The sequence below is a fragment of the Klebsiella grimontii genome, assembly GCF_900200035.1.
Lineage (GTDB): Bacteria > Pseudomonadota > Gammaproteobacteria > Enterobacterales > Enterobacteriaceae > Klebsiella > Klebsiella grimontii.
The window spans coordinates 1-21,525 of sequence record NZ_FZTC01000009.1; the positions used below are offsets into that span (position 1 = coordinate 1).

The 21,525-nt window shown below is 56.9% G+C and carries 19 protein-coding genes; 8 read left to right on the forward strand and 11 right to left on the reverse strand.

Features of this window, described 5'->3' with window-relative positions; translation table 11 throughout:
• Positions 1-67 precede the first annotated feature (67 nt).
• Positions 68-505 carry an acetyltransferase gene (locus tag KOSB73_RS02650; protein ID WP_004138452.1) on the reverse strand — a complete coding sequence of 146 codons (438 nt, stop codon included), beginning with the start codon at positions 503-505 and terminating at the stop codon, positions 68-70.
• Between the two features lie 156 nt (positions 506-661).
• On the opposite strand from KOSB73_RS02650, the gene metA reads away from it, so the two are divergent.
• The 4 genes from metA (at position 662) to aceK (ending at position 6,632) form a co-directional block, all read left to right on the forward strand.
• Positions 662-1,591, forward strand: coding sequence for a homoserine O-acetyltransferase MetA (gene metA / locus KOSB73_RS02655; protein ID WP_004138454.1), 930 nt, complete (start codon positions 662-664; stop codon positions 1,589-1,591).
• 259 nt (positions 1,592-1,850) lie between these two features.
• Positions 1,851-3,452 carry a malate synthase A gene (gene aceB / locus KOSB73_RS02660; protein ID WP_049130453.1) on the forward strand — a complete coding sequence of 534 codons (1,602 nt, stop codon included), beginning with the start codon at positions 1,851-1,853 and terminating at the stop codon, positions 3,450-3,452.
• Between the two features lie 31 nt (positions 3,453-3,483).
• Positions 3,484-4,788 carry an isocitrate lyase gene (gene aceA / locus KOSB73_RS02665; protein WP_004138460.1) on the forward strand — a complete coding sequence of 435 codons (1,305 nt, stop codon included), beginning with the start codon at positions 3,484-3,486 and terminating at the stop codon, positions 4,786-4,788.
• A gap of 101 nt (positions 4,789-4,889) precedes the next feature.
• Positions 4,890-6,632 carry a bifunctional isocitrate dehydrogenase kinase/phosphatase gene (aceK, locus tag KOSB73_RS02670; protein WP_004138461.1) on the forward strand — a complete coding sequence of 581 codons (1,743 nt, stop codon included), beginning with the start codon at positions 4,890-4,892 and terminating at the stop codon, positions 6,630-6,632.
• Positions 6,633-6,645: 13 nt separating this feature from the next.
• Here the strand turns inward: aceK and KOSB73_RS02675 are convergent, their stop codons facing one another.
• Positions 6,646-7,050: an ASCH domain-containing protein gene (locus tag KOSB73_RS02675; RefSeq protein ID WP_087829759.1), complete on the reverse strand. Its 405-nt coding sequence runs from the start codon at positions 7,048-7,050 to the stop codon at positions 6,646-6,648.
• 9 nt (positions 7,051-7,059) lie between these two features.
• Positions 7,060-7,887, reverse strand: coding sequence for a glyoxylate bypass operon transcriptional repressor IclR (iclR, locus tag KOSB73_RS02680; protein ID WP_024360169.1), 828 nt, complete (start codon positions 7,885-7,887; stop codon positions 7,060-7,062).
• A gap of 196 nt (positions 7,888-8,083) precedes the next feature.
• Here iclR and metH point away from each other — a divergent pair, with 196 nt between their 5' ends.
• Complete coding sequence (gene metH / locus KOSB73_RS02685) at positions 8,084-11,767, forward strand: methionine synthase (RefSeq protein ID WP_098140212.1); 3,684 nt, start codon at positions 8,084-8,086, stop codon at positions 11,765-11,767.
• Positions 11,768-11,952: 185 nt separating this feature from the next.
• Positions 11,953-13,584 (forward strand): Na/Pi cotransporter family protein, encoded by a 1,632-nt coding sequence (locus tag KOSB73_RS02690; RefSeq protein ID WP_004127714.1) that lies wholly within the window; start codon positions 11,953-11,955, stop codon positions 13,582-13,584.
• A 261-nt stretch (positions 13,585-13,845) separates the two neighbouring features.
• Here the strand turns inward: KOSB73_RS02690 and KOSB73_RS02695 are convergent, their stop codons facing one another.
• Positions 13,846-14,826: an IS110 family transposase gene (locus tag KOSB73_RS02695; protein ID WP_004138466.1), complete on the reverse strand. Its 981-nt coding sequence runs from the start codon at positions 14,824-14,826 to the stop codon at positions 13,846-13,848.
• 243 nt (positions 14,827-15,069) lie between these two features.
• The gene (gene pepE / locus KOSB73_RS02700) at positions 15,070-15,759 is read right to left on the reverse strand and encodes a dipeptidase PepE (protein ID WP_004138468.1); all 690 of its coding nucleotides are present in this window, start codon (positions 15,757-15,759) and stop codon (positions 15,070-15,072) included.
• A 236-nt stretch (positions 15,760-15,995) separates the two neighbouring features.
• Between pepE and KOSB73_RS02705 the strand changes: the two genes are divergently transcribed.
• Together KOSB73_RS02705 and KOSB73_RS02710 are read left to right on the forward strand one after the other, a co-directional pair.
• Entirely contained in the window at positions 15,996-16,289 is a 294-nt protein-coding gene (locus KOSB73_RS02705) for a type II toxin-antitoxin system CcdA family antitoxin (protein WP_004138471.1), read from the forward strand.
• Entirely contained in the window at positions 16,289-16,606 is a 318-nt protein-coding gene (locus KOSB73_RS02710; protein WP_004138474.1) for a CcdB family protein, read from the forward strand. The genes KOSB73_RS02705 and KOSB73_RS02710 overlap by 1 nt, the downstream gene beginning before the upstream one ends.
• A gap of 31 nt (positions 16,607-16,637) precedes the next feature.
• Here KOSB73_RS02710 and KOSB73_RS02715 read toward each other — a convergent pair whose 3' ends face one another.
• The 6 genes from KOSB73_RS02715 to KOSB73_RS02745 all read right to left on the reverse strand — a co-directional run bounded on the left by KOSB73_RS02715 (position 16,638) and on the right by KOSB73_RS02745 (position 21,516).
• Positions 16,638-17,447: a shikimate 5-dehydrogenase gene (locus KOSB73_RS02715; RefSeq protein ID WP_004138476.1), complete on the reverse strand. Its 810-nt coding sequence runs from the start codon at positions 17,445-17,447 to the stop codon at positions 16,638-16,640.
• Entirely contained in the window at positions 17,440-18,669 is a 1,230-nt protein-coding gene (gene sorE, locus KOSB73_RS02720; RefSeq protein ID WP_004137599.1) for an L-sorbose 1-phosphate reductase, read from the reverse strand. Before sorE ends, KOSB73_RS02715 begins: the two co-directional genes overlap by 8 nt.
• Before the next feature lie 123 nt (positions 18,670-18,792).
• Positions 18,793-19,617, reverse strand: coding sequence for a PTS system mannose/fructose/sorbose family transporter subunit IID (locus KOSB73_RS02725; RefSeq protein ID WP_004137598.1), 825 nt, complete (start codon positions 19,615-19,617; stop codon positions 18,793-18,795).
• A gap of 11 nt (positions 19,618-19,628) precedes the next feature.
• Positions 19,629-20,426 (reverse strand): PTS mannose/fructose/sorbose transporter subunit IIC, encoded by a 798-nt coding sequence (locus tag KOSB73_RS02730; RefSeq protein ID WP_049087459.1) that lies wholly within the window; start codon positions 20,424-20,426, stop codon positions 19,629-19,631.
• A 188-nt stretch (positions 20,427-20,614) separates the two neighbouring features.
• Positions 20,615-21,109, reverse strand: coding sequence for a PTS sugar transporter subunit IIB (locus tag KOSB73_RS02740; RefSeq protein WP_004137596.1), 495 nt, complete (start codon positions 21,107-21,109; stop codon positions 20,615-20,617).
• Positions 21,109-21,516 (reverse strand): mannose/fructose/sorbose PTS transporter subunit IIA, encoded by a 408-nt coding sequence (locus KOSB73_RS02745; protein WP_024360174.1) that lies wholly within the window; start codon positions 21,514-21,516, stop codon positions 21,109-21,111. Before KOSB73_RS02745 ends, KOSB73_RS02740 begins: the two co-directional genes overlap by 1 nt.
• Between the last annotated feature and the right edge of the window lie 9 nt (positions 21,517-21,525).

Sequence of the window (21,525 nt, forward strand, 5' to 3'; positions counted from 1 at the left end):
GGGCTTTTTGCGTTTTTGTGGTCTGCGAATGACCGGACAGGAGTTGATCCTTATCCGGCCCCATATTTTACTCATGTACCAGATGCAATAACGGATAAGGTTTACCAAGATCGTCCGTCTCTGAACGCCCCGTCACCTTAAAGCCCATCTTCTGATAAAATCCGACCGCTTGCTCATTCTGCTCATTAACGTTGGTCGTCAACTTTGGCGCCAGCGTTAGCGCGTGTTCAATCAGTAATTTACCGACTCCACAGCCGCGGACCGTAGGGTCAACGAATAGCGCATCCATATGTTCACCCGTAAGAAGCATAAAGGCGACGGGCTCATCTTTCTCCGTTACCGCCACCCACAGCGGCGCTTCGGGTAGAAATGAACTCACCAGCGTTTCGAGTTCCACTCTATACTCTTTTGACAGGAAATCGTGTGTGGCATCAACCGACCGACGCCAGATCGCAACCAGTTTTTCCCCTTCATCATGCCGTGAACGGCGGATACTAATAACCATAATTGCTCCTTTTATTTGTTCTTATATTCTAACCTAAAAATCTCCGTGAAATTTTCTCACCCTGCACCTGCAGGCTCGACATTCACCTTATTCCTGGGTATCTTCAGCTGTCTGGATGTCTAAACGTTTATACGTATGCTATGAGGTAATAAAGTTATGCCAATTCGGGTGCAGGACGAGCTACCGGCCGTCAATTTCTTGCGTAATGAAAACGTCTTTGTGATGACGACAACTCGCGCGACGACTCAGGAAATCCGCCCGCTGAAGGTGCTCATCCTTAATCTGATGCCGAAGAAAATCGAGACTGAGAATCAGTTTCTGCGACTGCTTTCCAACTCTCCTCTGCAGCTTGATATCCAGCTGCTGCGCATCGATGCTCGCGAATCGCGTAATACCCCGGCGGAACACCTCAACAACTTTTACTGCAACTTTGAAGATATTTGCGATCAGAACTTTGACGGCCTGATTGTGACCGGCGCGCCTTTAGGGCTTGTTGAGTTTAATGACGTTGCCTACTGGCCGCAGATCAAGCAGGTACTGGAGTGGGCAAAAGATCATGTCACCTCCACACTGTTTGTCTGTTGGGCGGTACAGGCTGCCCTTAATATTCTCTACGGTATTCCTAAACAGACCCGCTCTGAAAAGATTTCCGGCGTATATGAACACCATATCCTGCAACCTCATGCCTTGTTAACCCGCGGCTTTGACGATAGCTTTCTGGCCCCGCATTCGCGCTATGCCGATTTTCCGGCGGCGCTGATTCGCGACTACACCGACCTGGAGATTTTGGCGGAGACGGAAGAGGGGGACGCCTACCTGTTCGCCAGTAAAGATAAACGCATCGCCTTCGTAACCGGTCACCCGGAATATGACGCCAATACCCTGGCCAGCGAGTTTTTCCGCGATGTGGAAGCGGGCCTCGATCCGCAGGTTCCGTACAATTATTTCCCGCAAAACGATCCGCAGAACAAACCGCGCGCCACATGGCGAAGCCATGGCAATCTGCTGTTTATCAACTGGCTGAATTATTACGTCTACCAGATCACGCCATACGATCTACGCCATATGAATCCGACTCTGGATTAATCTTCTACACAACGCGATCCTAAAGCGTTTCAGCATTTTGCCTCTGGCACCTTCGGGTGCCTTTTTTATTTCCGAAACGCAGCTCATATTGTAATTAAACTTTATTCATATTGTTATCAATGGGTTAAATTGTAATTAAATTAAAAATGGAAATTGTTTTTGATTTTGAAAAATAAATGCGTAGTCTTAATTGTGCTGAACGAAAACTACACAACGATCTTACGTTCGCGCCAACTGGATCAACCAAGAGGAGCAGCACATGACGCAGCAGGCGACAATTACTGACGAACTGGCTTTTAGCCAGCCATATGGCGACCAGGAAAAGCAAATCTTAACGCCTGAGGCAGTGGAGTTTCTGACCGAGCTGGTGAGCCGCTTTACGCCAGAGCGCAACAAACTCCTGGCGGCGCGTATCCAGCAGCAGCAGGCAATTGACGACGGAAAGCTTCCTGATTTTATTTCGGAAACAGCTTCCATTCGTAATAGTGAATGGAAAATCCGCGGCATTCCGGAGGATTTGCAGGATCGGCGGGTGGAAATCACCGGGCCGGTTGAGCGCAAGATGGTGATCAATGCGCTCAATGCGAATGTGAAAGTGTTCATGGCGGATTTCGAAGATTCGCTGGCGCCCGAATGGAACAAAGTCATTGATGGGCAAATTAACCTGCGCGATGCGGTTAACGGCACCATCAGCTACACCAATGAAGCCGGCAAGATTTATCAGCTCAAGCCGAACCCGGCGCTACTGATCTGCCGCGTTCGCGGTCTGCACCTGCCGGAAAAACATGTGACCTGGCGCGGTGAAGCCATTCCCGGCAGCCTGTTCGACTTCGCACTCTATTTCTTCCATAACTACAAAGCGTTACTGGAAAAAGGCAGCGGCCCCTATTTCTATCTGCCGAAGACTCAGGCCTGGCAGGAAGCGGCGTGGTGGAGTGAAGTCTTTAGCTTTACGGAAGACCGTTTTGAGCTGCCGCGCGGCACCGTTAAAGCCACGTTGCTGATTGAAACGCTGCCCGCCGTATTCCAGATGGATGAAATCCTGCATGCCCTGCGCGACCATATTGTTGGCCTGAACTGCGGGCGCTGGGACTACATCTTCAGCTATATCAAAACGCTGAAGAACCACCCTGACCGCGTTCTGCCGGATCGTCAGGTAGTGACGATGGACAAACCTTTCCTCAGCGCCTATTCGCGATTGCTGATTAAGACCTGCCACAAGCGCGGCGCGTTTGCGATGGGCGGTATGGCGGCCTTTATCCCCAGTAAAGACGCTGAACGCAACAATCAGGTGCTGAATAAAGTAAAAGCCGATAAGTCGCTGGAGGCGAATAACGGCCATGACGGTACCTGGATCGCCCATCCCGGGCTGGCTGACACCGCGATGGCCGTCTTTAACGGTGTACTGGGCGAGAACAAAAATCAGCTGTCGGTTACCCGCGAAGACGACGCGCCGATTACCGCTGAACAGCTGCTGGCCCCCTGCGAGGGCGAACGAACCGAAGAGGGCATGCGCGCCAATATTCGCGTGGCGGTGCAGTACATCGAGGCGTGGATCTCCGGTAATGGCTGCGTACCGATCTATGGCCTGATGGAAGATGCGGCAACGGCCGAAATCTCCCGCACCTCGATTTGGCAGTGGATCCATCATGAGAAAACCCTCAGTAACGGCACACCGGTAACCAAAGCGCTGTTCCGCCAGTGGCTGGCCGAAGAGATGCGGGTGATTCAGGACGAACTGGGCGAGCACCGCTACAGCAGCGGGCGTTTTGATGAAGCCGCTCGCCTGATGGAACAGATCACCACCTCCGACGAGCTGATCGATTTCTTAACCCTGCCGGGCTATCGCCTTCTGGCCTAATTCACCACACAACAATATGGAGCATCTGCACATGAAGACTCGTACCCAACAAATCGAAGAATTAAACAAAGAGTGGACGAAACCGCGCTGGGAAGGGATTACCCGCCCATACAGCGCCGAGGACGTGGTGAAGCTACGCGGCTCGGTCAATCCAGAGTGTACCCTGGCGCAGCTGGGCGCGGCAAAGATGTGGCGACTCCTGCACGGCGAAGCGAAAAAAGGCTACATCAACAGCCTGGGCGCGCTGACCGGCGGGCAGGCGCTGCAGCAGGCGAAAGCGGGCATTGAAGCGATTTATCTTTCCGGCTGGCAGGTCGCGGCGGACGCCAACCTGGCTTCCAGCATGTATCCGGATCAATCGCTCTATCCGGCAAACTCGGTACCGGCAGTTGTCGATCGGATCAACAACACCTTCCGCCGCGCGGATCAGATCCAGTGGTCTGCGGGCATTGAGCTGAACGATCCGCGTTATACCGATTATTTCCTGCCGATCGTCGCCGACGCGGAAGCGGGATTTGGCGGCGTGCTTAATGCGTTCGAGCTGATGAAATCGATGATTGAGGCCGGTGCAGCGGCCGTACACTTCGAAGACCAGCTGGCATCGGTGAAGAAATGCGGCCATATGGGCGGCAAAGTACTGGTACCCACGCAAGAAGCGATTCAGAAACTGGTTGCCGCGCGCCTGGCGGCGGACGTGATGGGCGTGCCGACCCTGGTGATCGCCCGTACTGACGCCGATGCGGCGGATTTAATTACCTCAGACTGCGATCCTTACGATCGTCAGTTCATCACCGGAGACCGTACCAGCGAAGGGTTCTTCCGCACCCATGCCGGTATCGAACAGGCGATCAGCCGCGGGCTGGCCTACGCGCCCTATGCCGACCTGGTGTGGTGTGAAACTTCCACCCCGGACCTTGAGCTGGCAAAGCGCTTTGCCGATGCGATTCACGCGAAATATCCGGGCAAACTGCTGGCCTACAACTGCTCGCCGTCGTTTAACTGGCAGAAAAAGCTGGATGATAAAACCATTGCCAGCTTCCAGCAGCAGCTGGCGGATATGGGCTACAAGTATCAGTTCATCACCCTGGCCGGTATCCACAGCATGTGGTTCAACATGTTCGATCTGGCGCACGCTTACGCCCAGGGCGAGGGCATGAAGCATTATGTTGAGAAAGTCCAGCAGCCGGAGTTCGCGGCGGCTAAAGATGGCTACACCTTTGTCTCTCATCAGCAGGAAGTGGGTACCGGCTACTTCGATAAGGTGACCACCATTATCCAGGGCGGAACATCGTCGGTGACGGCGCTGACCGGCTCGACGGAAGAGTCGCAGTTCTGATTGCTGCCCGGTGGCGCTGCGCTTACCGGGCCTACGAAAGCGGTAGGCCGGATAAGCGTACGCGCCAACCGGCATGACCGGATGCTGGATGGGGGAAAGCGATGACGCGTGGCCTGGAATTATTGATTGCTCAAACTATTTTGCAGGGTTTTGACGCCCAATATGGTCGTTTTCTTGAAGTGACTTCCGGCGCCCAGCAGCGCTTTGAACAGGCTGACTGGCATGCCGTCCAGCAGGCGATGAAGCAGCGTATTCACCTTTACGATCACCATGTCGGCCTGGTCGTCGAACAGCTGCGCTGCATTACCGATGGTAAAAATACCGATACCGAATTTTTGCTGCGGGTGAAAGAGCACTATACCCGCCTGCTGCCGGATTACCCTCGCTTCGAAATTGCGGAGAGCTTTTTTAATTCCGTCTATTGCCGGTTGTTTGACCACCGCTCGCTGACTCCCGAGCGGCTTTTTATTTTCAGCTCGCAGCCGGAGCGGCGCTTACGTTCCATCCCGCGGCCGCTGGCTAAAGATTTCTTCCCGAACCGGGGCTGGGACACGTTATTACGCAAAGTGTTATCCGATCTTCCTCTCCGTCTGCCGTGGCAAAACAGCGCGCGCGACATCGGATATATCACCGCTTGCCTGCAGGAAGCGCTCGGCAGCGAGTTGCTTTCCCGCTCGCATCTGCAGGTGGCGAATGAACTGTTTTATCGCAATAAGGCGGCCTGGCTGGTGGGTAAACTCGTCACGCCGATGGCGACGCTGCCTTTTCTTCTCCCCATCCATCGTTCCGATGAAGGTGAACTGTTTGTCGATGCCTGTCTGACGACGCACGCCGAAGCCAGCATCGTTTTTGGCTTCGCCCGCTCCTATTTTATGGTTTACGCGCCGCTGCCCGGCGCGCTGGTTGAGTGGCTGCGCGAGATTCTCCCGGGTAAAACCACCGCCGAATTGTATATGGCGATTGGCTGCCAGAAGCATGCGAAAACCGAGAGTTATCGGGAATACCTGCACTACATTTCCCGCAGCGATGAGCAATTTATTGAAGCGCCGGGGATCCGTGGAATGGTGATGCTGGTGTTTACTTTGCCGGGATTTGACCGGGTATTTAAGGTCATTAAGGACCGCTTCGCGCCGCAAAAAGAGATGACCGCCGCCCACGTGCGCGCCTGCTATCAGCTGGTCAAAGAGCACGACCGCGTGGGACGGATGGCCGATACCCAGGAGTTTGAGAACTTCGTGCTGGAGAAACGGCAAATTGCGCCCGAACTGATGACCCTGCTGCAAACCGAGGCCGGAGCGAAAATTACCGATCTCGGCGATCGCATCGCCATCAGCCATCTTTATATCGAGCGGCGGATGGTGCCGCTCAATATCTGGCTGGAGCAGGTCGACGGTCAGGCGCTGCGCGATGCGGTGGAGGAGTACGGGAACGCCATTCGACAGCTGGCTGCCGCCAATATTTTCCCCGGCGATATGCTCTTTAAAAACTTTGGCGTCACGCGTCACGGCCGGGTGGTGTTCTACGATTATGATGAAATTTGCTATATGACGGAAGTGAACTTCCGCGAGATCCCGCCGGCGCGCTACCCGGAAGATGAACTCGCCAGCGAGCCCTGGTATAGCGTCTCGCCGGGCGATGTTTTCCCGGAAGAGTTTCGCCACTGGCTGTGCGCCGATCCGCGCATCGGGCCGCTATTTGAAGAGATGCATGCCGACCTGCTGCGCGCCGACTACTGGCGGGAGCTGCAAACGCGCATCCGCAACGGCCACGTGGAAGATGTCTACGCCTATCGCCGCCGTCAGCGCTTTTGCGTGCGTTACGGCAATCTGCAGCAGGCGGGGTAACAGGCGGGCTGGCTCAGGCCGCTTCGATAACGGCAAACTCTTCGTATACCAGCTCCATATCCGGCGCCCAGGTGCCCTCTCGTTCAAAGAAGGCCTGATGCGCCGATTGCCAGTAGGCGAGGCTCAAATCGCCTTCGCCTTCCAGCGCGGCGAGCTCCGGGCTCATTTCGTTAAAACGGATGAGTCTGAGCGTCAGGGTGCGTATCACGCAGACGGCTTTCCCTTTGCCGTCCAGCACAATGTGATATGCCCCTGGCGTCACGGGCGGCTGTTCCTGCTGATAGCTGACAAGCGAGCCGCAGGTGCCGCGCTTTTTCCCCGCGACGACCAGGGCCGCCAGCTCGTCGGCCAGCGCCGCGGAATCGCCGAAAGACCAGCAAAAAGCGGAAGGGTATTTATCCTGCCAGTAGGATTTCAGATCGCTCATTTAGCGTACTCCGCCGTAGGCCAGCGTGACTTCTTTCGCCGCCTTAATCACCATCGCGCCGAACTCGGTCACGCGATCATCGGTAATGCGGGAAATGGGCCCGGAAATAGAGATGGCGGCGAACGGCTCACGATGTTCATCATAAATGCATGACGCCACGCAGCGTAGGCCAAGCGCGTGTTCTTCATCATCAAACGAGTAGCCGCGTTTGCGCGTCTGGGCCAGGTCCTCTTTCAGATGCACCGGCGATACCAGCGTGGCGTGGGTATAAGCGTGCAGGCCTTGACGGTGCAGCAGACCGGTGACCTGATCTTCACTCAGTTGCGACAAAAACGCCTTTCCGGCGCCGGAAGCGTGCATCGGTAGCTTACCGCCAATCGGCGCCGACATGCGCATCAGCTGGGTACACTGCACCTGATCGATAATAATCGCCTGATGGTCGCTCTGGTCCAGCACCGCGAGGTTAACCGTTTCGCCGGAGTCTTCCATCAGCTGACGCAAAATCGGATGGACGATCGCCAACAGATTACGGCTTTGCAGGAAGCTGCTGCCGACGACGAAAGCATGCGCGCCTACCGACCAGTGTCCCAGCTCACCGACCTGACGAACAAAACCCAGCTGCTGCATGGTCGTCAGCAGGCGGTGCGTCGTGGAGTTAGGCAAACCAGCCTGCTGGGCCAGCTCGGTCAGCGCCACGCTGCCGTGGGATTCAGCAATCCATTCAAGCAGTTTCAGTCCGCGAGTCAGGGACTGAACTTGTCCGCCAGCCGGAGCGGCGGCGGGAGAGGCAGGTTTTCTGCCGCGTTTTGCGGGAGCGGGGGTCGCCATCGCGGACTCCTTTTTTCTGTATCGTGGAAATGATTTTCGTTTTATTTGGCGATAATGCAATCACTACCCGACTGATCGGATGAGTGAAGCTGAACATGTCTCATCTTGCCCGCTGTTCTCTTTTCCACCCCTTCGGTTTGTGCCAGTATGGTCTGTTGAGTTTTTTCGGTCTGGTTGAGCGTTGTCGGGAGCGAGTGTGAGCAGCAAAGTTGAGCAACTGCGTCAGCAGTTAAAAGCACGTATTTTGGTTCTGGATGGGGGCATGGGCACCATGATCCAGAGCTATCGTCTGAGTGAGCAGGACTTTCGCGGCGAACGCTTTGCCGACTGGCCGTGCGACCTGAAGGGCAACAACGACCTGCTGGTTCTCAGCAAGCCGGAAGTGATAACCGCTATCCACGATGCCTATTTCGAGGCCGGGGCGGATATCATTGAAACCAACACCTTTAACTCGACGACCATCGCGATGGCGGATTACCAGATGGAATCCCTGTCGGCGGAGATCAACTTTACGGCGGCGAAACTGGCCCGCGCCAGCGCCGATGCCTGGAGCGCCCGCACGCCGGAAAAACCGCGCTACGTCGCAGGCGTTCTCGGCCCGACTAACCGCACCGCGTCTATTTCTCCGGACGTCAACGACCCGGCCTACCGCAACATCACCTTTGACGGGCTGGTGGAAGCCTATCGTGAATCCACCAAAGCGCTGGTGGAAGGCGGGGCGGATCTGATTCTGATTGAGACGGTGTTCGATACCCTCAACGCCAAGGCGGCGATCTTTGCGGTTAAAGAGGAGTTCGAAGCGCTGGGTGTCGATCTGCCGATTATGATCTCCGGCACCATCACCGACGCCTCCGGGCGCACGCTGTCCGGCCAGACCACCGAAGCTTTTTATAACTCGCTGCGCCACGCCGATGCGCTGACGTTCGGCCTCAACTGCGCCCTCGGGCCGGATGAGCTGCGCCAGTACGTGCAGGAACTGTCGCGTATCGCCGAGTGCTACGTCACCGCCCACCCGAACGCCGGTCTGCCAAACGCTTTTGGTGAATACGATCTGGACGCCGACACGATGGCGGCGCAAATTCGCGAATGGGCTGAAGCCGGATTCCTGAATATTGTCGGCGGCTGCTGCGGCACCACGCCGGAACATATCGCCGCCATGAGCCACGCGGTGGCCGGCCTGCCGCCGCGCCAGCTGCCGGAGATCCCCGTTGCCTGCCGTCTTTCCGGCCTGGAGCCGCTGAATATCGGCGACGACAGCCTGTTTGTGAACGTTGGCGAACGCACCAACGTCACCGGCTCGGCGAAATTTAAGCGCCTGATTAAAGAAGAAAAATATAACGAAGCGCTGGATGTAGCGCGCCAGCAGGTCGAAAGCGGCGCGCAGATTATCGATATCAATATGGATGAGGGGATGCTCGACGCCGAAGCGGCGATGACGCGTTTCCTCAACCTGATCGCCGGTGAGCCGGATATCGCCCGCGTGCCGATTATGATCGACTCTTCCAAATGGGAAGTTATCGAAAAAGGCCTGAAGTGTATTCAGGGTAAAGGCATCGTTAACTCCATCTCGATGAAAGAGGGCGTTGAGCCGTTTATCCAGCACGCGAAAAAGGTGCGCCGCTACGGGGCCGCCGTGGTGGTGATGGCCTTTGATGAAGTGGGCCAGGCCGATACCCGCGAGCGGAAAATTGAAATTTGCCGCCGGGCGTACAAAATTCTCACCGAAGAGGTGGGTTTCCCGCCGGAAGATATCATCTTTGACCCGAATATTTTCGCCGTGGCGACCGGAATTGAAGAGCACAACAACTACGCCCAGGACTTTATCGGCGCCTGCGAAGATATCAAACGCGAACTGCCGCACGCGCTCATTTCCGGCGGCGTTTCTAACGTGTCGTTCTCCTTCCGCGGCAACGACCCTGTGCGCGAGGCGATTCACGCGGTATTCCTTTACTACGCCATCCGCAACGGTATGGATATGGGTATCGTCAACGCCGGCCAGCTGGCGATTTACGACGATCTGCCCGCCGAGCTGCGCGACGCGGTTGAAGATGTGATTCTGAACCGCCGCGATGACGGCACCGAACGCCTGCTCGATCTGGCGGAAAAATATCGCGGCAGCAAAACGGATGACACTGCCAACGCCCAGCAGGCGGAGTGGCGCAGCTGGGACGTCAAAAAACGCCTCGAATACTCGCTGGTGAAGGGCATTACCGAATTTATCGAACTGGATACCGAAGAAGCTCGCCAACAGGCCGCGCGTCCGATTGAGGTGATCGAAGGGCCGCTGATGGACGGCATGAACGTGGTCGGCGATCTGTTCGGCGAGGGGAAAATGTTCCTGCCGCAGGTGGTGAAATCCGCCCGCGTAATGAAGCAGGCGGTGGCCTACCTTGAACCCTATATCGAAGCCAGCAAAGAGAAAGGCTCCAGCAACGGCAAGATGGTGATCGCCACCGTGAAAGGCGACGTTCACGACATCGGTAAGAACATTGTCGGCGTGGTGCTGCAGTGTAATAACTACGAAATCGTCGATCTTGGCGTGATGGTGCCTGCGGATAAAATCCTCAAAACCGCCCGTGAGGTGAACGCCGATCTGATTGGCCTCTCCGGGCTGATTACGCCGTCGCTGGATGAGATGGTCAACGTGGCGAAGGAGATGGAGCGTCAGGGCTTTACTATTCCGCTGCTGATCGGCGGCGCCACTACCTCGAAAGCGCATACGGCGGTGAAAATCGAGCAGAACTACAGCGGCCCGACGGTCTACGTACAGAACGCCTCGCGTACCGTCGGCGTGGTCGCTGCGCTGCTGTCCGCGACCCAGCGTGATGATTTTGTCGCCCGAACCCGCAAAGAGTACGAAACGGTACGTATTCAGCACGGGCGTAAAAAGCCGCGCACCCCGCCGGTCACGCTGGAAGCCGCGCGCGATAACGATCTGGCCTTTGACTGGGAAAGCTATACGCCGCCGGTGGCCCATCGCCTGGGCGTGCAGGAAGTGGAAGCCAGTATCGAAACCCTGCGTAACTATATCGACTGGACGCCGTTCTTTATGACCTGGTCGCTGGCCGGGAAATATCCGCGCATTCTGGAAGATGAAGTGGTGGGCGAAGAGGCGAAGCGCCTGTTCAGCGATGCCAATGAGCTGCTGGATAAGCTCAGCGCCGAGAAGACCCTGAATCCGCGAGGCGTAGTGGGGCTGTTCCCGGCTAACCGCGTCGGCGACGATGTCGAAATCTATCGCGATGAAACTCGCACGCACGTGCTGACGGTGGGGCATCATTTACGCCAGCAGACCGAAAAAGTTGGTTTTGCCAACTACTGCCTGGCGGATTTTGTCGCCCCGAAACTGTCAGGAAAAGCGGATTATATCGGCGCCTTTGCGGTGACCGGCGGCCTTGAGGAAGACGCGCTGGCCGACGCCTACGAAGCGCAGCACGATGATTACAACAAGATTATGGTGAAGGCGATTGCCGACCGCCTGGCGGAAGCCTTTGCCGAATATCTGCATGAGCGGGTGCGCAAGGTCTACTGGGGCTATGCGGCGAACGAGAACCTCAGCAACGAAGAGCTGATCCGCGAGAACTACCAGGGGATTCGCCCGGCGCCGGGCTATCCGGCCTGCCCGGAGCACACTGAAAAGGCGACGATCTGGGCGCTGCTGGAGGTGGAAAAACACACCGGCATGAAGCTGACGGAGTCCTTTGCCATGTGGCCCGGCGCGTCGGTTTCCGGCTGGTACTTCAGCCATCCTGACAGCAAGTACTTCGCGGTGGCGCAAATTCAGCGCGATCAGGTGGAAGACTACGCGTTACGAAAAGGAATGAGCGTGGCGGAAGTGGAGCGCTGGCTGGCGCCTAATCTGGGGTATGACGCTGATTAATTTGTAAAGTGGTCACCTTTTCTTACAACTAACAGGGCGCTCAATGAGCGCCCTGTCTCTTTATTGAGCGTAAACCCTTATACTTAAGAGCTTGAGATCGTTGTGGAGCGGATAAGCGAAGCGCCATCCGGCCTGTAACGGTTTATGAGTTCGGGAACGAATAAATATAAGGAGAAGCTGATTCCGTGTTAACTCTGCTACACCTGTTGTCCGCCGTCGCTCTACTAGTGTGGGGCACCCATATCGTCCGTACTGGCGTGATGCGCGTCTACGGCGCTCGCCTGCGCAGCGTGCTCAGCAGCAGCGTAGAGAAAAAACCGCTCGCCTTCTGCGCGGGGATCGGCGTTACCGCGCTGGTCCAGAGCAGCAACGCCACCACTATGCTGGTCACCTCTTTTGTCGCCCAGGATCTGGTGGCGCTGGCCCCTGCGCTAGTGATGGTGCTGGGCGCTGACGTCGGTACCGCGCTGATGGCGAGGGTGCTGACCTTCGACCTGTCGTGGCTTTCGCCGCTGCTGATTTTTATCGGCGTGATTTTCTTCCTTGGCCGCAAACAAACGCGCGCGGGCCAGCTTGGGCGCGTGGGGATTGGCTTAGGACTGATTCTGCTGGCGCTGGAGCTGATCGTCCAGGCGGTGCATCCCATCACCCAGGCCAACGGGGTACAGGTGATTTTCGCCTCTTTGACCGGCGATATTATGCTGGATGCGCTGATCGGCGCGGTGTTTGCCATCATCAGCTATTCCAGTCTGGCGGCGGTGCTGCTGACCGCGACGTTAACCGCCACCGGCGTGATTTCGTTTCCGGTGGCGCTGTGCCTGGTGATCGGCGCCAACCTCGGCTCCGGACTGCTGGCCATGTTAAACAACAGCGGCGCCAATGCCGCCGCGCGCCGCGTTGCGCTCGGCAGCCTGCTGTTTAAGCTGGTGGGCAGCCTGATTATCCTGCCGTTTGTGCATCTGTTGGCAAACGTCATGGATGAACTCCCGCTGCAAAAATCCGAGCTGGTCATCTATTTCCACGTCTTCTACAACCTGATCCGCTGTATCGCCATGGTGCCGTTCGCCGGGCCGATGGCGAATCTCTGTAAGCGCCTGATTCGCGATGAGCCGGAGCTGGATGCGCGACTGAAGCCGAAGCACCTGGATACTTCGGCGCTGGATACGCCCGCGCTGGCGCTGGCCAATGCCGCCCGTGAAACCCTGCGTATCGGCGATGCCATGGAGCAGATGCTGGAAAGCCTGCGTAAAGTGATGCACGGCGAGCCGCGTGAGGAGAAAGAGCTACGGCGGATGGCGGATGATATCAACGTGCTTTACACCGCGATTAAGCTCTATCTGGCGCGGATGCCGAAAGAGGAGCTGGCGGATGAGGAGTCCCGCCGCTGGGCGGAAATTATCGAAATGGCGCTCAACCTCGAGCAGGCTTCGGATATTGTCGAAAGGATGGGGAGCGAAATCGCCGATAAATCGCTGGCCGCGCGCCGCGCATTCTCTATGGAGGGGCTGAAAGAGCTGGACGCGCTCTACGATCAGCTGCTCAGCAATCTGCAGCTGGCGATGTCGGTCTTCTTCTCCGGCGACGTGCCGAGCGCCCGCCGCCTGCGACGCAGCAAGCATCGTTTTCGCATTATGAACCGCCGCTACTCACACGCGCACGTTGACCGTCTGCATCAGCAAAACGTGCAGAGTATTGAAACCAGTACGCTGCACCTCGCGCTGCTGGGCGATATGAAACGTCTTAACTCGCTGTTCTGCTCAGTAGCCTATAGCGTGATGGAGCAGCCGGATGAGGACGATGAGCGCGATGATTATTAAGCGCTGATGAGCCGCCTGACATCCCCGGTTCGCGCTGCGCTTAGCCGGGCTACAGGATTACCGCCGTCTGCGGGCCGGTAGCCCGGGTAAGGCGTTTACGCCGCAACCCGGGGAATGCGCTGGCCCACGGACATCTGCGGAACGGTAGATACTGTGAACGCCTGCAACTCTTTTCACCACTGTCATCTTCTCCGGCTCCCGGATGACAGGCACAACAACGACAGCGACATCCCGCGCTGTCGTTTCATCCGGCACGCTTTCTTACGCTATCAACAGCTCATGCTGTGACGCATCGAACGCCTTTCCTGACTTCAGTACACCGTACGCCACCTGCGCCAGCTTTCGCATCATCGCCCCTGTGATGACTTTCGCACGCTTACCATTCCCCTCCAGCCTTTTCCTGAACGCTTTTCCCCACGCCGTATGGTACAGCGCCGATAACGCTGGCATGTATAGCGCTTTGCGCAGATGAACCGGTCCCGCCTTGCTCATCCGGCTCGCCCGCATCACGCTGCTGCCTGACTCATGCTGCACCGGCGTCAGTCCTGCATACGCCGCGAACTGCCGCCCTGTACCGAACTTCAGCTTCAGGCCCGTATACGCCAGCAGAACCGCCGCCGTTTTCTCTCCGATGCCCGGGATACTGTTCAGCAGCTTCCGCCGTTGTTTCATATCCGGGTCATTATCCGTCAGGTCTTTTATCTGTTTTTCGATACGCGCCAGCTCCGCGCTCAGACACCCCAGCAGGATATCAATGCTGGTCAGCTGAACTTCCGGCGCGGTTTCCCGCCGGTTTTTCTCCTGTGTCTGCATCTCTGTCAGCGCCTGATGGCGTAACACCAGGGCTTTCAGTGCCCGCTCTGTCGGATGGGGGGCCTCCCAGGCTGGCGGGCGTTTTTCCCGGCAGAAGTGAGCCAGCATACGGGCGTCCACTTTGTCGGTTTTACTGCGCAACCCCTCACTCTGTGCGAAAGCTTTACTGAGGGCGGGGTTGATGACGGACACGGTATACCCGGCATCACTCAGATGCGCGGCCGCGTCTTCCATGTAGGTGCTGGTGGATTCCATGCAGACATGGGCACGGTTCACATCATGGCCGCGAAGCCAGCGGACCAGCGCTTCGTGCCCGGAGAGGGTATTGTCAAATTTTTTACAACGATGCCGGCCATCAGGGCGAAGAATATCGACATCCAGTTTAGCTTTGGCGACATCAATACCGATGAAGTGGAGTTCATTTTCCATAGTGAAACCAACCTTGCGAATACGGGTTACCGGTGAAAGCCGGTCCATGATACTGTCCGGTTTATCACATGAGAAAGAACGGCGGTCCGGTGCAAAGGATCTACGGAACAGGCGCGAAAGCCTAAGCCCGGACACGGCATCCGGACCGCCATCAGAGAGAACTGGCCGGTTCTTTCTGACGGGTTAATCATACAAGCCCGGACAGGCGCAACGCGCCGCCTCCGGGACAAGAGCAAGCAGGGATCAGAAACGATGACCAGCGTTGAGGGTTACTGCTTCTTCTCCGGCTCTGAACACCAGCGTCGGATTCGGGCCGCCGAGGGTGGCGTGGCCCTGCGTCACCTGAATCCAGTTGCCTTCCGGCAGACCGATAATCGTCAGCTCTGGCGCAACCACCAGCAGCTCGCGGATCCGCTGCTCGCGGGTCTCGCCTTTATGGCCTTCCGGCAGCGCGTTGGTGAAATGCGGGTTAATTTGCAGCGGGAACAACCCCAGCGCAGCAAAACCGTTAGGGTCGACAATCGGCATATCGTTAGTGGTGCGAATCGTCGGACAGGCCAGGTTAGCGCCCGCGCTCCAGCCGATATACAGCGCTCCGCGCTTCACCACATCCACCATCGGCGCCAGCAGGCCGCGTTCGCGGCACTCTTTCAGCAGCTGAAAGGTGTTGCCGCCGCCGACGATAACTATCTCCGCATTCGCAATCGCCGACACCGGGTCCGCGACGCTGTGAATACCGGTGACCGTGACGCCCATTGGGCTGAAGACGGCGGCGGTTTTCGCGGTGTAATCGTCCCAGGTTTGCGTTACCCCGGCGAAAGGAATAAATACCGCAGAACGGCGGCCGTTTAGCTGCCCGGCAATGGTCGGCAGCGCATGTTCCAGCCAGGCTTTGCCCGGCAGCGTTGAGTTACTCAATAGCAGCAGTTCCATCATTTCTCCATTTGGCCAGATGATTATTCGGGCAGGGATGTTATCACAGGATATCTTACCGCTTGCTGACGTGGCTCACGCTGAGACGCGCTGAGCATAGCGGAACGGCGATTATTGGCGCAGCGACTCTCTGAATTAATCTGGAAAGCGCCTCGCAGACTGACTCTACCGGGCGTGACAGGTTAGCGGGAACCGCTTAGTTTTACGTTGATGATTCACAGGCAAAGGAATAGAAAATGCTCGTTTATTACGCTAATCTGAGGCATGTCATGCGCATTACCATGGGGGCTATCATGCGCACTACGTCGAACGTTAAAAAATCAGTCAATGTCTCGCTTTCGCCTGAAATCCTGGAAGAGGCGCGTAAACTTAAAATCAACATTTCGGCGGTTTTAACGGAAGCTTTACTTGAGAAATTTCGTGAGCACAAACGTGAAGAGTGGTTACGAGACAATAAGAAATCGATCGATACGATTAACCAATGGGTAGAAGAAAACGGTTCGTTTAGTGATTTTCAAAGGCCGTTCTGATGGAACAATATTGCGCTTATGAGAATACGGGAAGCGGTAAAAAGGTTTTCCCTTATTTAATCAACCTGCAGCATCCGGTCGCGAATGTCCTGAAGCATATCCTGGTTGCCCCTGTGATAGAACAAAACCAACTACCTGATACCCAGCCTCCGACCAAAATTTGCCCCGTGATTACGATTGCCGGTCAAACTTATATTGTGATGACGCATATGATGGCGGGTTTGCAGCAAAAAGAACTGGGCAAGTGCGTTGCTGATTTGACGGCGGACAGGGCTGCGCTGCGCGATGCAATCGACTTTCTGATCAACGGTTATTAGAGCGCCCTCCCTGGCGCTCACCGTTTTGCCCCTACCCTCTGGCAAAGGCCGCGGCTTCAGCGACAAGCGCCGCGTCCGGACGCACGCCGGTGTAGAGCGCAAACTGCTCCACCGCCTGCAGGGCAATCACCTCCGCGCCGCTGATAACGCGCTTGTCCAGCCTCTGCGCCAGCCTGATAAGCGGGGTTTCCGGCGGTAGCGCGACCACGTCAAATACCACGGCGGCCCGTTCCACCATTGTCTGGCTAAAGGCCAGGGTTTCGCTTTCCGCACCGCCCGCCATACCGAGCGGGGTGACGTTAACCAGAATATCCGCCGCCATTCCCTCCGGCCTGGGCTGCCACTGAAAACCGTACTGCTTCGCCAGCGCCAGGCCGCGCTCGCGATGGCGGGCGGCGATAATCACATCGCGGAAACCGGCATCGCGGAAGGCGGCGATGACCGCTTTGCCCATCCCGCCGCTGCCCTGGATCATCACTTTGGCGGAGGCGTCGAGCCGATGGCTGTCAATCAGGCTTTTTACCGCGATATAGTCAGTATTCAGCCCGGTCAGCCTGCCGTCGTCGTTGACGATGGTGTTGACCGAATCAATCACCTTTGCCGAAGGGTCAAGCGCGTCGAGAAACGGTATACAGCTCTCTTTAAACGGCATCGAGACCGCGCAGCCGCGAACGCCTAATGCGCGCACGCCGTTTACCGCCGCGGCAATGTCCTGGGTGGTAAAGGCTTTATAGATATAATTCAGCCCGAGCTTTTCATACAGATAGTTATGAAAGCGGGTGCCGAAGTTGCCCGGGCGACCGGCCAGCGACATGCACAGCTGCGTATCGCGATTAATCATGAGCAATATCCTCCGCGTGGGCCAGCAGATACTCCTCCGCCTCTTTTGACCAGATACCGTGATGGCGCTCCATGATCGCCGCCAGCTGCGGATCGCGGATTTCTCCCAGCGGCGTCAGCGGGATATTTTTCCCGGTATAGACCAGCTTTTTACCGCCGCCAACCGCCGGTAAATCCAGGGTCGTCTCGCCCGCCGCGTTCAGCCCCAGAATATGTGTCACCACCTTCGCGGCCTGGACTTTTTTCGCCTGCATCAGCGCGACGGCGGCGCGCATATCGTCGGTATTGCCCCCGGAGGTGCCAACGTAGTGGGTAAAGGCGTAATGCACATCGTAAAAATTGATCGGCGCGCTGAACTGCTTATCCTGCGGACCGGCGAAGAAGTTCAGGCAGCCGTCTGCGGCCAGCAGCGAGGAAGCCAGGGTGATGAGCTGTTCATTTGGGACGAAGACGAAGATATCGTCAAAACCGTGGCCGCCGGAGAGCGCCATCAGCGTTTCGCGGCTGGCGTCACGCCCATCAAGATAGTGAATCAACGTTTGCGGCTCGGAGGGATAGTGCTGGCGCGCATAGCTGAGCTTGGGCTTATTGGTGTCGGTGACCACCAGCAGCGCCGGATTGATCGGGCCATGCAGCGCGTAGTCGATAGCCAGCAGCCCCATCGGGCCGGTGCCGCCGAGGATCAGCGTGCGCCCCTGTGGGCGAATGCCCATCACATGGTTATAGCTGCCTTCCTGCAGATGATAGTTGGCGTTGAACGCGCCGATCACGCAGGAAAGCGGTTCCACCAGCGAGCCTTCAAACCAGGTATCGCCTTCCCAGGAAAGCAAACAATCCTGTTCCATCACCTCGTTGGGGATCACCACGTGGGTGGCTTCGCCGCCGATCCACGGGAAGGAATAGCCGGGGCAGTCCGGGCGATCCGGCAGCTGCAGGTTGGCCTGAATAACATAGCGTTGACCAGCGCGAAACTTGTGCTGCCACTTTTTGCCGACGGCGATAATTTCCCCGCAGAACTCATGGCCGATGATGATCGGGTTGGTCGCCACATCGTCCGGCACCTTTTTGTGGTCCTCGCCCTGGTTCGCCTCTTTCCATGAGGAGAGGCACAGGCTGTCGGTGACCACCCGGGCGAGGATTTCATCATCCTGCATCGCCGGGAGTTCGAAGGTTTCCAGGCGCAGGTCGCGTTTGCCGTACAGGCGCAGGGCTGTTGTTTGCATATTTACCACCTCATCCCCTTCATCTTTCACATTACGGGTACGTTCGGTTGCCGCCTTGCCGTACTGCGAAATCTGTTGGGGCTAACTTGTTGAAGTAGCCCCGGCATCGTCGGGGCGGAATAATCAGGACAGGAAGCCCAGCGCGTTACCGAGTATCCCCAAACCGAACAGGGCGAAAATCAGCCATACCGGGTTCACTTTCTTATTGAGCAGACGCACCATCAGCAGGGTCAGGCCCAGGGCCAGCAGGCCGGGGCAGAGCTGATCGAGGATGTTCTGTACGGTCATGGTGACGGTCGAGCCATCGGCGCCCGGCGTTTGCGAGACCACCAGCGGTACATTGATAGTGGTCCACTTGGTGACCAGCACGCCCATCACAAACAGGCCAAGAATGGAGGCGCCTTCGGTCAGTTTTTGCAGCAGGTTACCGCCCATCTCGCTGACGATATTGACCCCTTTACGGAAGCCAAGCTGCAGCCCGTACCACTTCATAGCCAGACGCACCGCATTGAAAATAAAGAAGAACAGCAGCGGGCCAACCAGGTTTCCGGAGAGCGCCAGCGAAGCGCCGAGGGCGGCGGTAATCGGCCGCAGCGTGCCCCACACCAGCGGGTCACCCACCCCGGCCAGCGGGCCCATCAGGCCGACTTTGATCCCGTTGATGGCGCCATCGTCGATAGCGGCGCCGTTGGCCCGCGCTTCCTCCATCGCGACGGTCACGCCAATCACCGGCCCACACACCGCCGGGGTGGTGTTAAAGAACACCAGATGGCGCTTCAGCGCGGCGACCTGATCCTCCTTCAGCGGATAGAGGCGCTTGATGGCCGGGATCATGTCGTAGCAAAAGCCAAGCCCGTGAATACGCTCGAAGTTGAATGACGCCTGCTGCAGGTTGGAGCGCAGAAACATGCTCACCAGGTCGCCTTGGGTAATTTTTCTCTGTTCCATGTTGGGCTCCATCAGTCGTCAAGCTGGTCAAGGGCGGTGGAAGAGGTGGCGGCAGCCTGCGGTTCGGATTTGCGCCACTGTGGATTGAGCTGGATATAAATCAGCGCGATGATGACCCCTACGCCGCCGAAGGCCAGCAGGCTGAAATCGAGATAGCCGCCCGCAAGGAAGCCGAGGAAGAAGAAGGGCATCAGATACTTCACGCCCATCATGCGCAGCACCATGGCGTAGCCGACCACCACGATAAAACCGCCGGCGATTTGCAGACCGCGGGTAACGAATTCTGGGATGGCGTTGAGCATATTGCTGACCATATCCGCGCTGACAAACAGAGAAACGATGAGTGCGGGAATGGCGACGCGCAGCGCCTGAACGCCCAGCGCCGATACGTGCAGCAGATCGATTGTCCCGAAGCGCGCTTCTTCTGCTGCCTTATCCGCCGCGTGCTGAAACACCACGGTAAGGGTACGGGCGAACACGGTGAGCACCTGGCCCGCCGCGGCGACCGGCAGCGCAATCGCTATTCCAGTAGCGATACTTTGCTGGCCCACGATCACCAGGATGGCGGAGATAATGCTGGCTAACGCCGAATCCGGAGACTGCGCCGCGCCGACGTTCATCCAGCCGAGCGCGATCAGCTCCAGCGTGCCGCCGAGCATAATCCCGGTTTTTAAATCGCCGAGAATTAAGCCAATCACGGTACAGGCGATTAATGGGCGATGAGTCTGGAATTCATCCAGCACGCTGCCCATCCCGGCAATACAGGAAAAAATAAATATGGCGATGATTTGTAGGGTACTTATTTCCATAATTTTTCACCTTGAGGGTATAGAAATCCCTGCCTGTTACGGCATTTACACGCTGTCCTTCAGGCTGCCTCTTTGTTGACGACACTTTCTCGCCCCAGTCACATAGTTATCTATGCTGCTGGTGACTCGCTCATTTGTCGCCGCGATGCATCCAGAATGACAGTGTGTAATAAAACAGGAGCCTTTTATTATTCTGTTACGGACTGCTCTGCTATTTTATCGAGAATATTAACTGACGGATCCGAGGCTACGACGCGTAAATCAAGATTAACACCCAACTTATCTAACTGCTGAAAGGCATTAATATCCGCTTCGTCTAATGAGACCGCTTTGGTTAATTGTTTTTTACCCGGACGCCAGGCCATGCCGCCAATATTCAGGGTGGCTATGTTGACGCCCTGCTGCACCATGGTTAGTACGTCCTGCGGGTTGGTGAATAAATAAAAAACGGTTTCGTCCTGATATTGCGGGTTGTGATAAACGGCGACGGCTTTCTCAAGATTCACCACGTTGACCTTCATGCCCGGAGGCGCGGCCTGGCGAAGCAGCGTGCGGCGAACGTCGTCATTATAAACGTCGTCATTACAGATAATAATGCGCTGGGCGTTAGCCACTTTTGACCAAACGGTGGTGACCTGGCCGTGAATCAGGCGGTCATCAATGCGTGCGAGCGTAATGTTCATCAGAAATCCTCCTCAACGGTTTCCGGCTGCCGCCAGGTGACGCAGCACTGGCTGGCGATGGTCTCAAGATGTTGGCACAGTTCTTCTGCATGCATCGTTTGCTGGTTATCCACCAGCTCCAGAGCCAGTGGTAGCGACAGGCCGCTGATGACCCGGAGCCGCGGGTTGCGCATCGCCAGCCCGGCGGCGGCGTTCCACGGGCTGCCGCACTGGAGATCGACGGCGATAAGCCACTCCTCCTCTTTGTGAGTACTTACCAACTTTTCAAGCTTATCGGCGATATCGCCCGCGTTTTCTCCCGGTACAAATTCCACGGCGCTAACGTTGACATCGCCGTAGACCATGCGCACCGAGTCGAGCATGGCGCAGGCTAGCTGGCCGTGGGCGCAGAAGATGACGTTAACCATTTTCCCCCC

Coding starts and splice junctions, on each gene's coding strand:
- KOSB73_RS02650 (WP_004138452.1), bottom strand. CDS start 505: ATGGTTATTAGTATCCGCCGTTCACGGCATGATGAAGGGGAAAAACTG.
- metA (WP_004138454.1), top strand. CDS start 662: ATGCCAATTCGGGTGCAGGACGAGCTACCGGCCGTCAATTTCTTGCGT.
- aceB (WP_049130453.1), top strand. CDS start 1,851: ATGACGCAGCAGGCGACAATTACTGACGAACTGGCTTTTAGCCAGCCA.
- aceA (WP_004138460.1), top strand. CDS start 3,484: ATGAAGACTCGTACCCAACAAATCGAAGAATTAAACAAAGAGTGGACG.
- aceK (WP_004138461.1), top strand. CDS start 4,890: ATGACGCGTGGCCTGGAATTATTGATTGCTCAAACTATTTTGCAGGGT.
- iclR (WP_024360169.1), bottom strand. CDS start 7,887: ATGGCGACCCCCGCTCCCGCAAAACGCGGCAGAAAACCTGCCTCTCCC.
- KOSB73_RS02695 (WP_004138466.1), bottom strand. CDS start 14,826: ATGGAAAATGAACTCCACTTCATCGGTATTGATGTCGCCAAAGCTAAA.
- pepE (WP_004138468.1), bottom strand. CDS start 15,759: ATGGAACTGCTGCTATTGAGTAACTCAACGCTGCCGGGCAAAGCCTGG.
- KOSB73_RS02705 (WP_004138471.1), top strand. CDS start 15,996: ATGCTCGTTTATTACGCTAATCTGAGGCATGTCATGCGCATTACCATG.
- KOSB73_RS02710 (WP_004138474.1), top strand. CDS start 16,289: ATGGAACAATATTGCGCTTATGAGAATACGGGAAGCGGTAAAAAGGTT.
- KOSB73_RS02715 (WP_004138476.1), bottom strand. CDS start 17,447: ATGATTAATCGCGATACGCAGCTGTGCATGTCGCTGGCCGGTCGCCCG.
- sorE (WP_004137599.1), bottom strand. CDS start 18,669: ATGCAAACAACAGCCCTGCGCCTGTACGGCAAACGCGACCTGCGCCTG.
- KOSB73_RS02725 (WP_004137598.1), bottom strand. CDS start 19,617: ATGGAACAGAGAAAAATTACCCAAGGCGACCTGGTGAGCATGTTTCTG.
- KOSB73_RS02730 (WP_049087459.1), bottom strand. CDS start 20,426: ATGGAAATAAGTACCCTACAAATCATCGCCATATTTATTTTTTCCTGT.
- KOSB73_RS02740 (WP_004137596.1), bottom strand. CDS start 21,109: ATGAACATTACGCTCGCACGCATTGATGACCGCCTGATTCACGGCCAG.
- KOSB73_RS02745 (WP_024360174.1), bottom strand. CDS start 21,516: ATGGTTAACGTCATCTTCTGCGCCCACGGCCAGCTAGCCTGCGCCATG.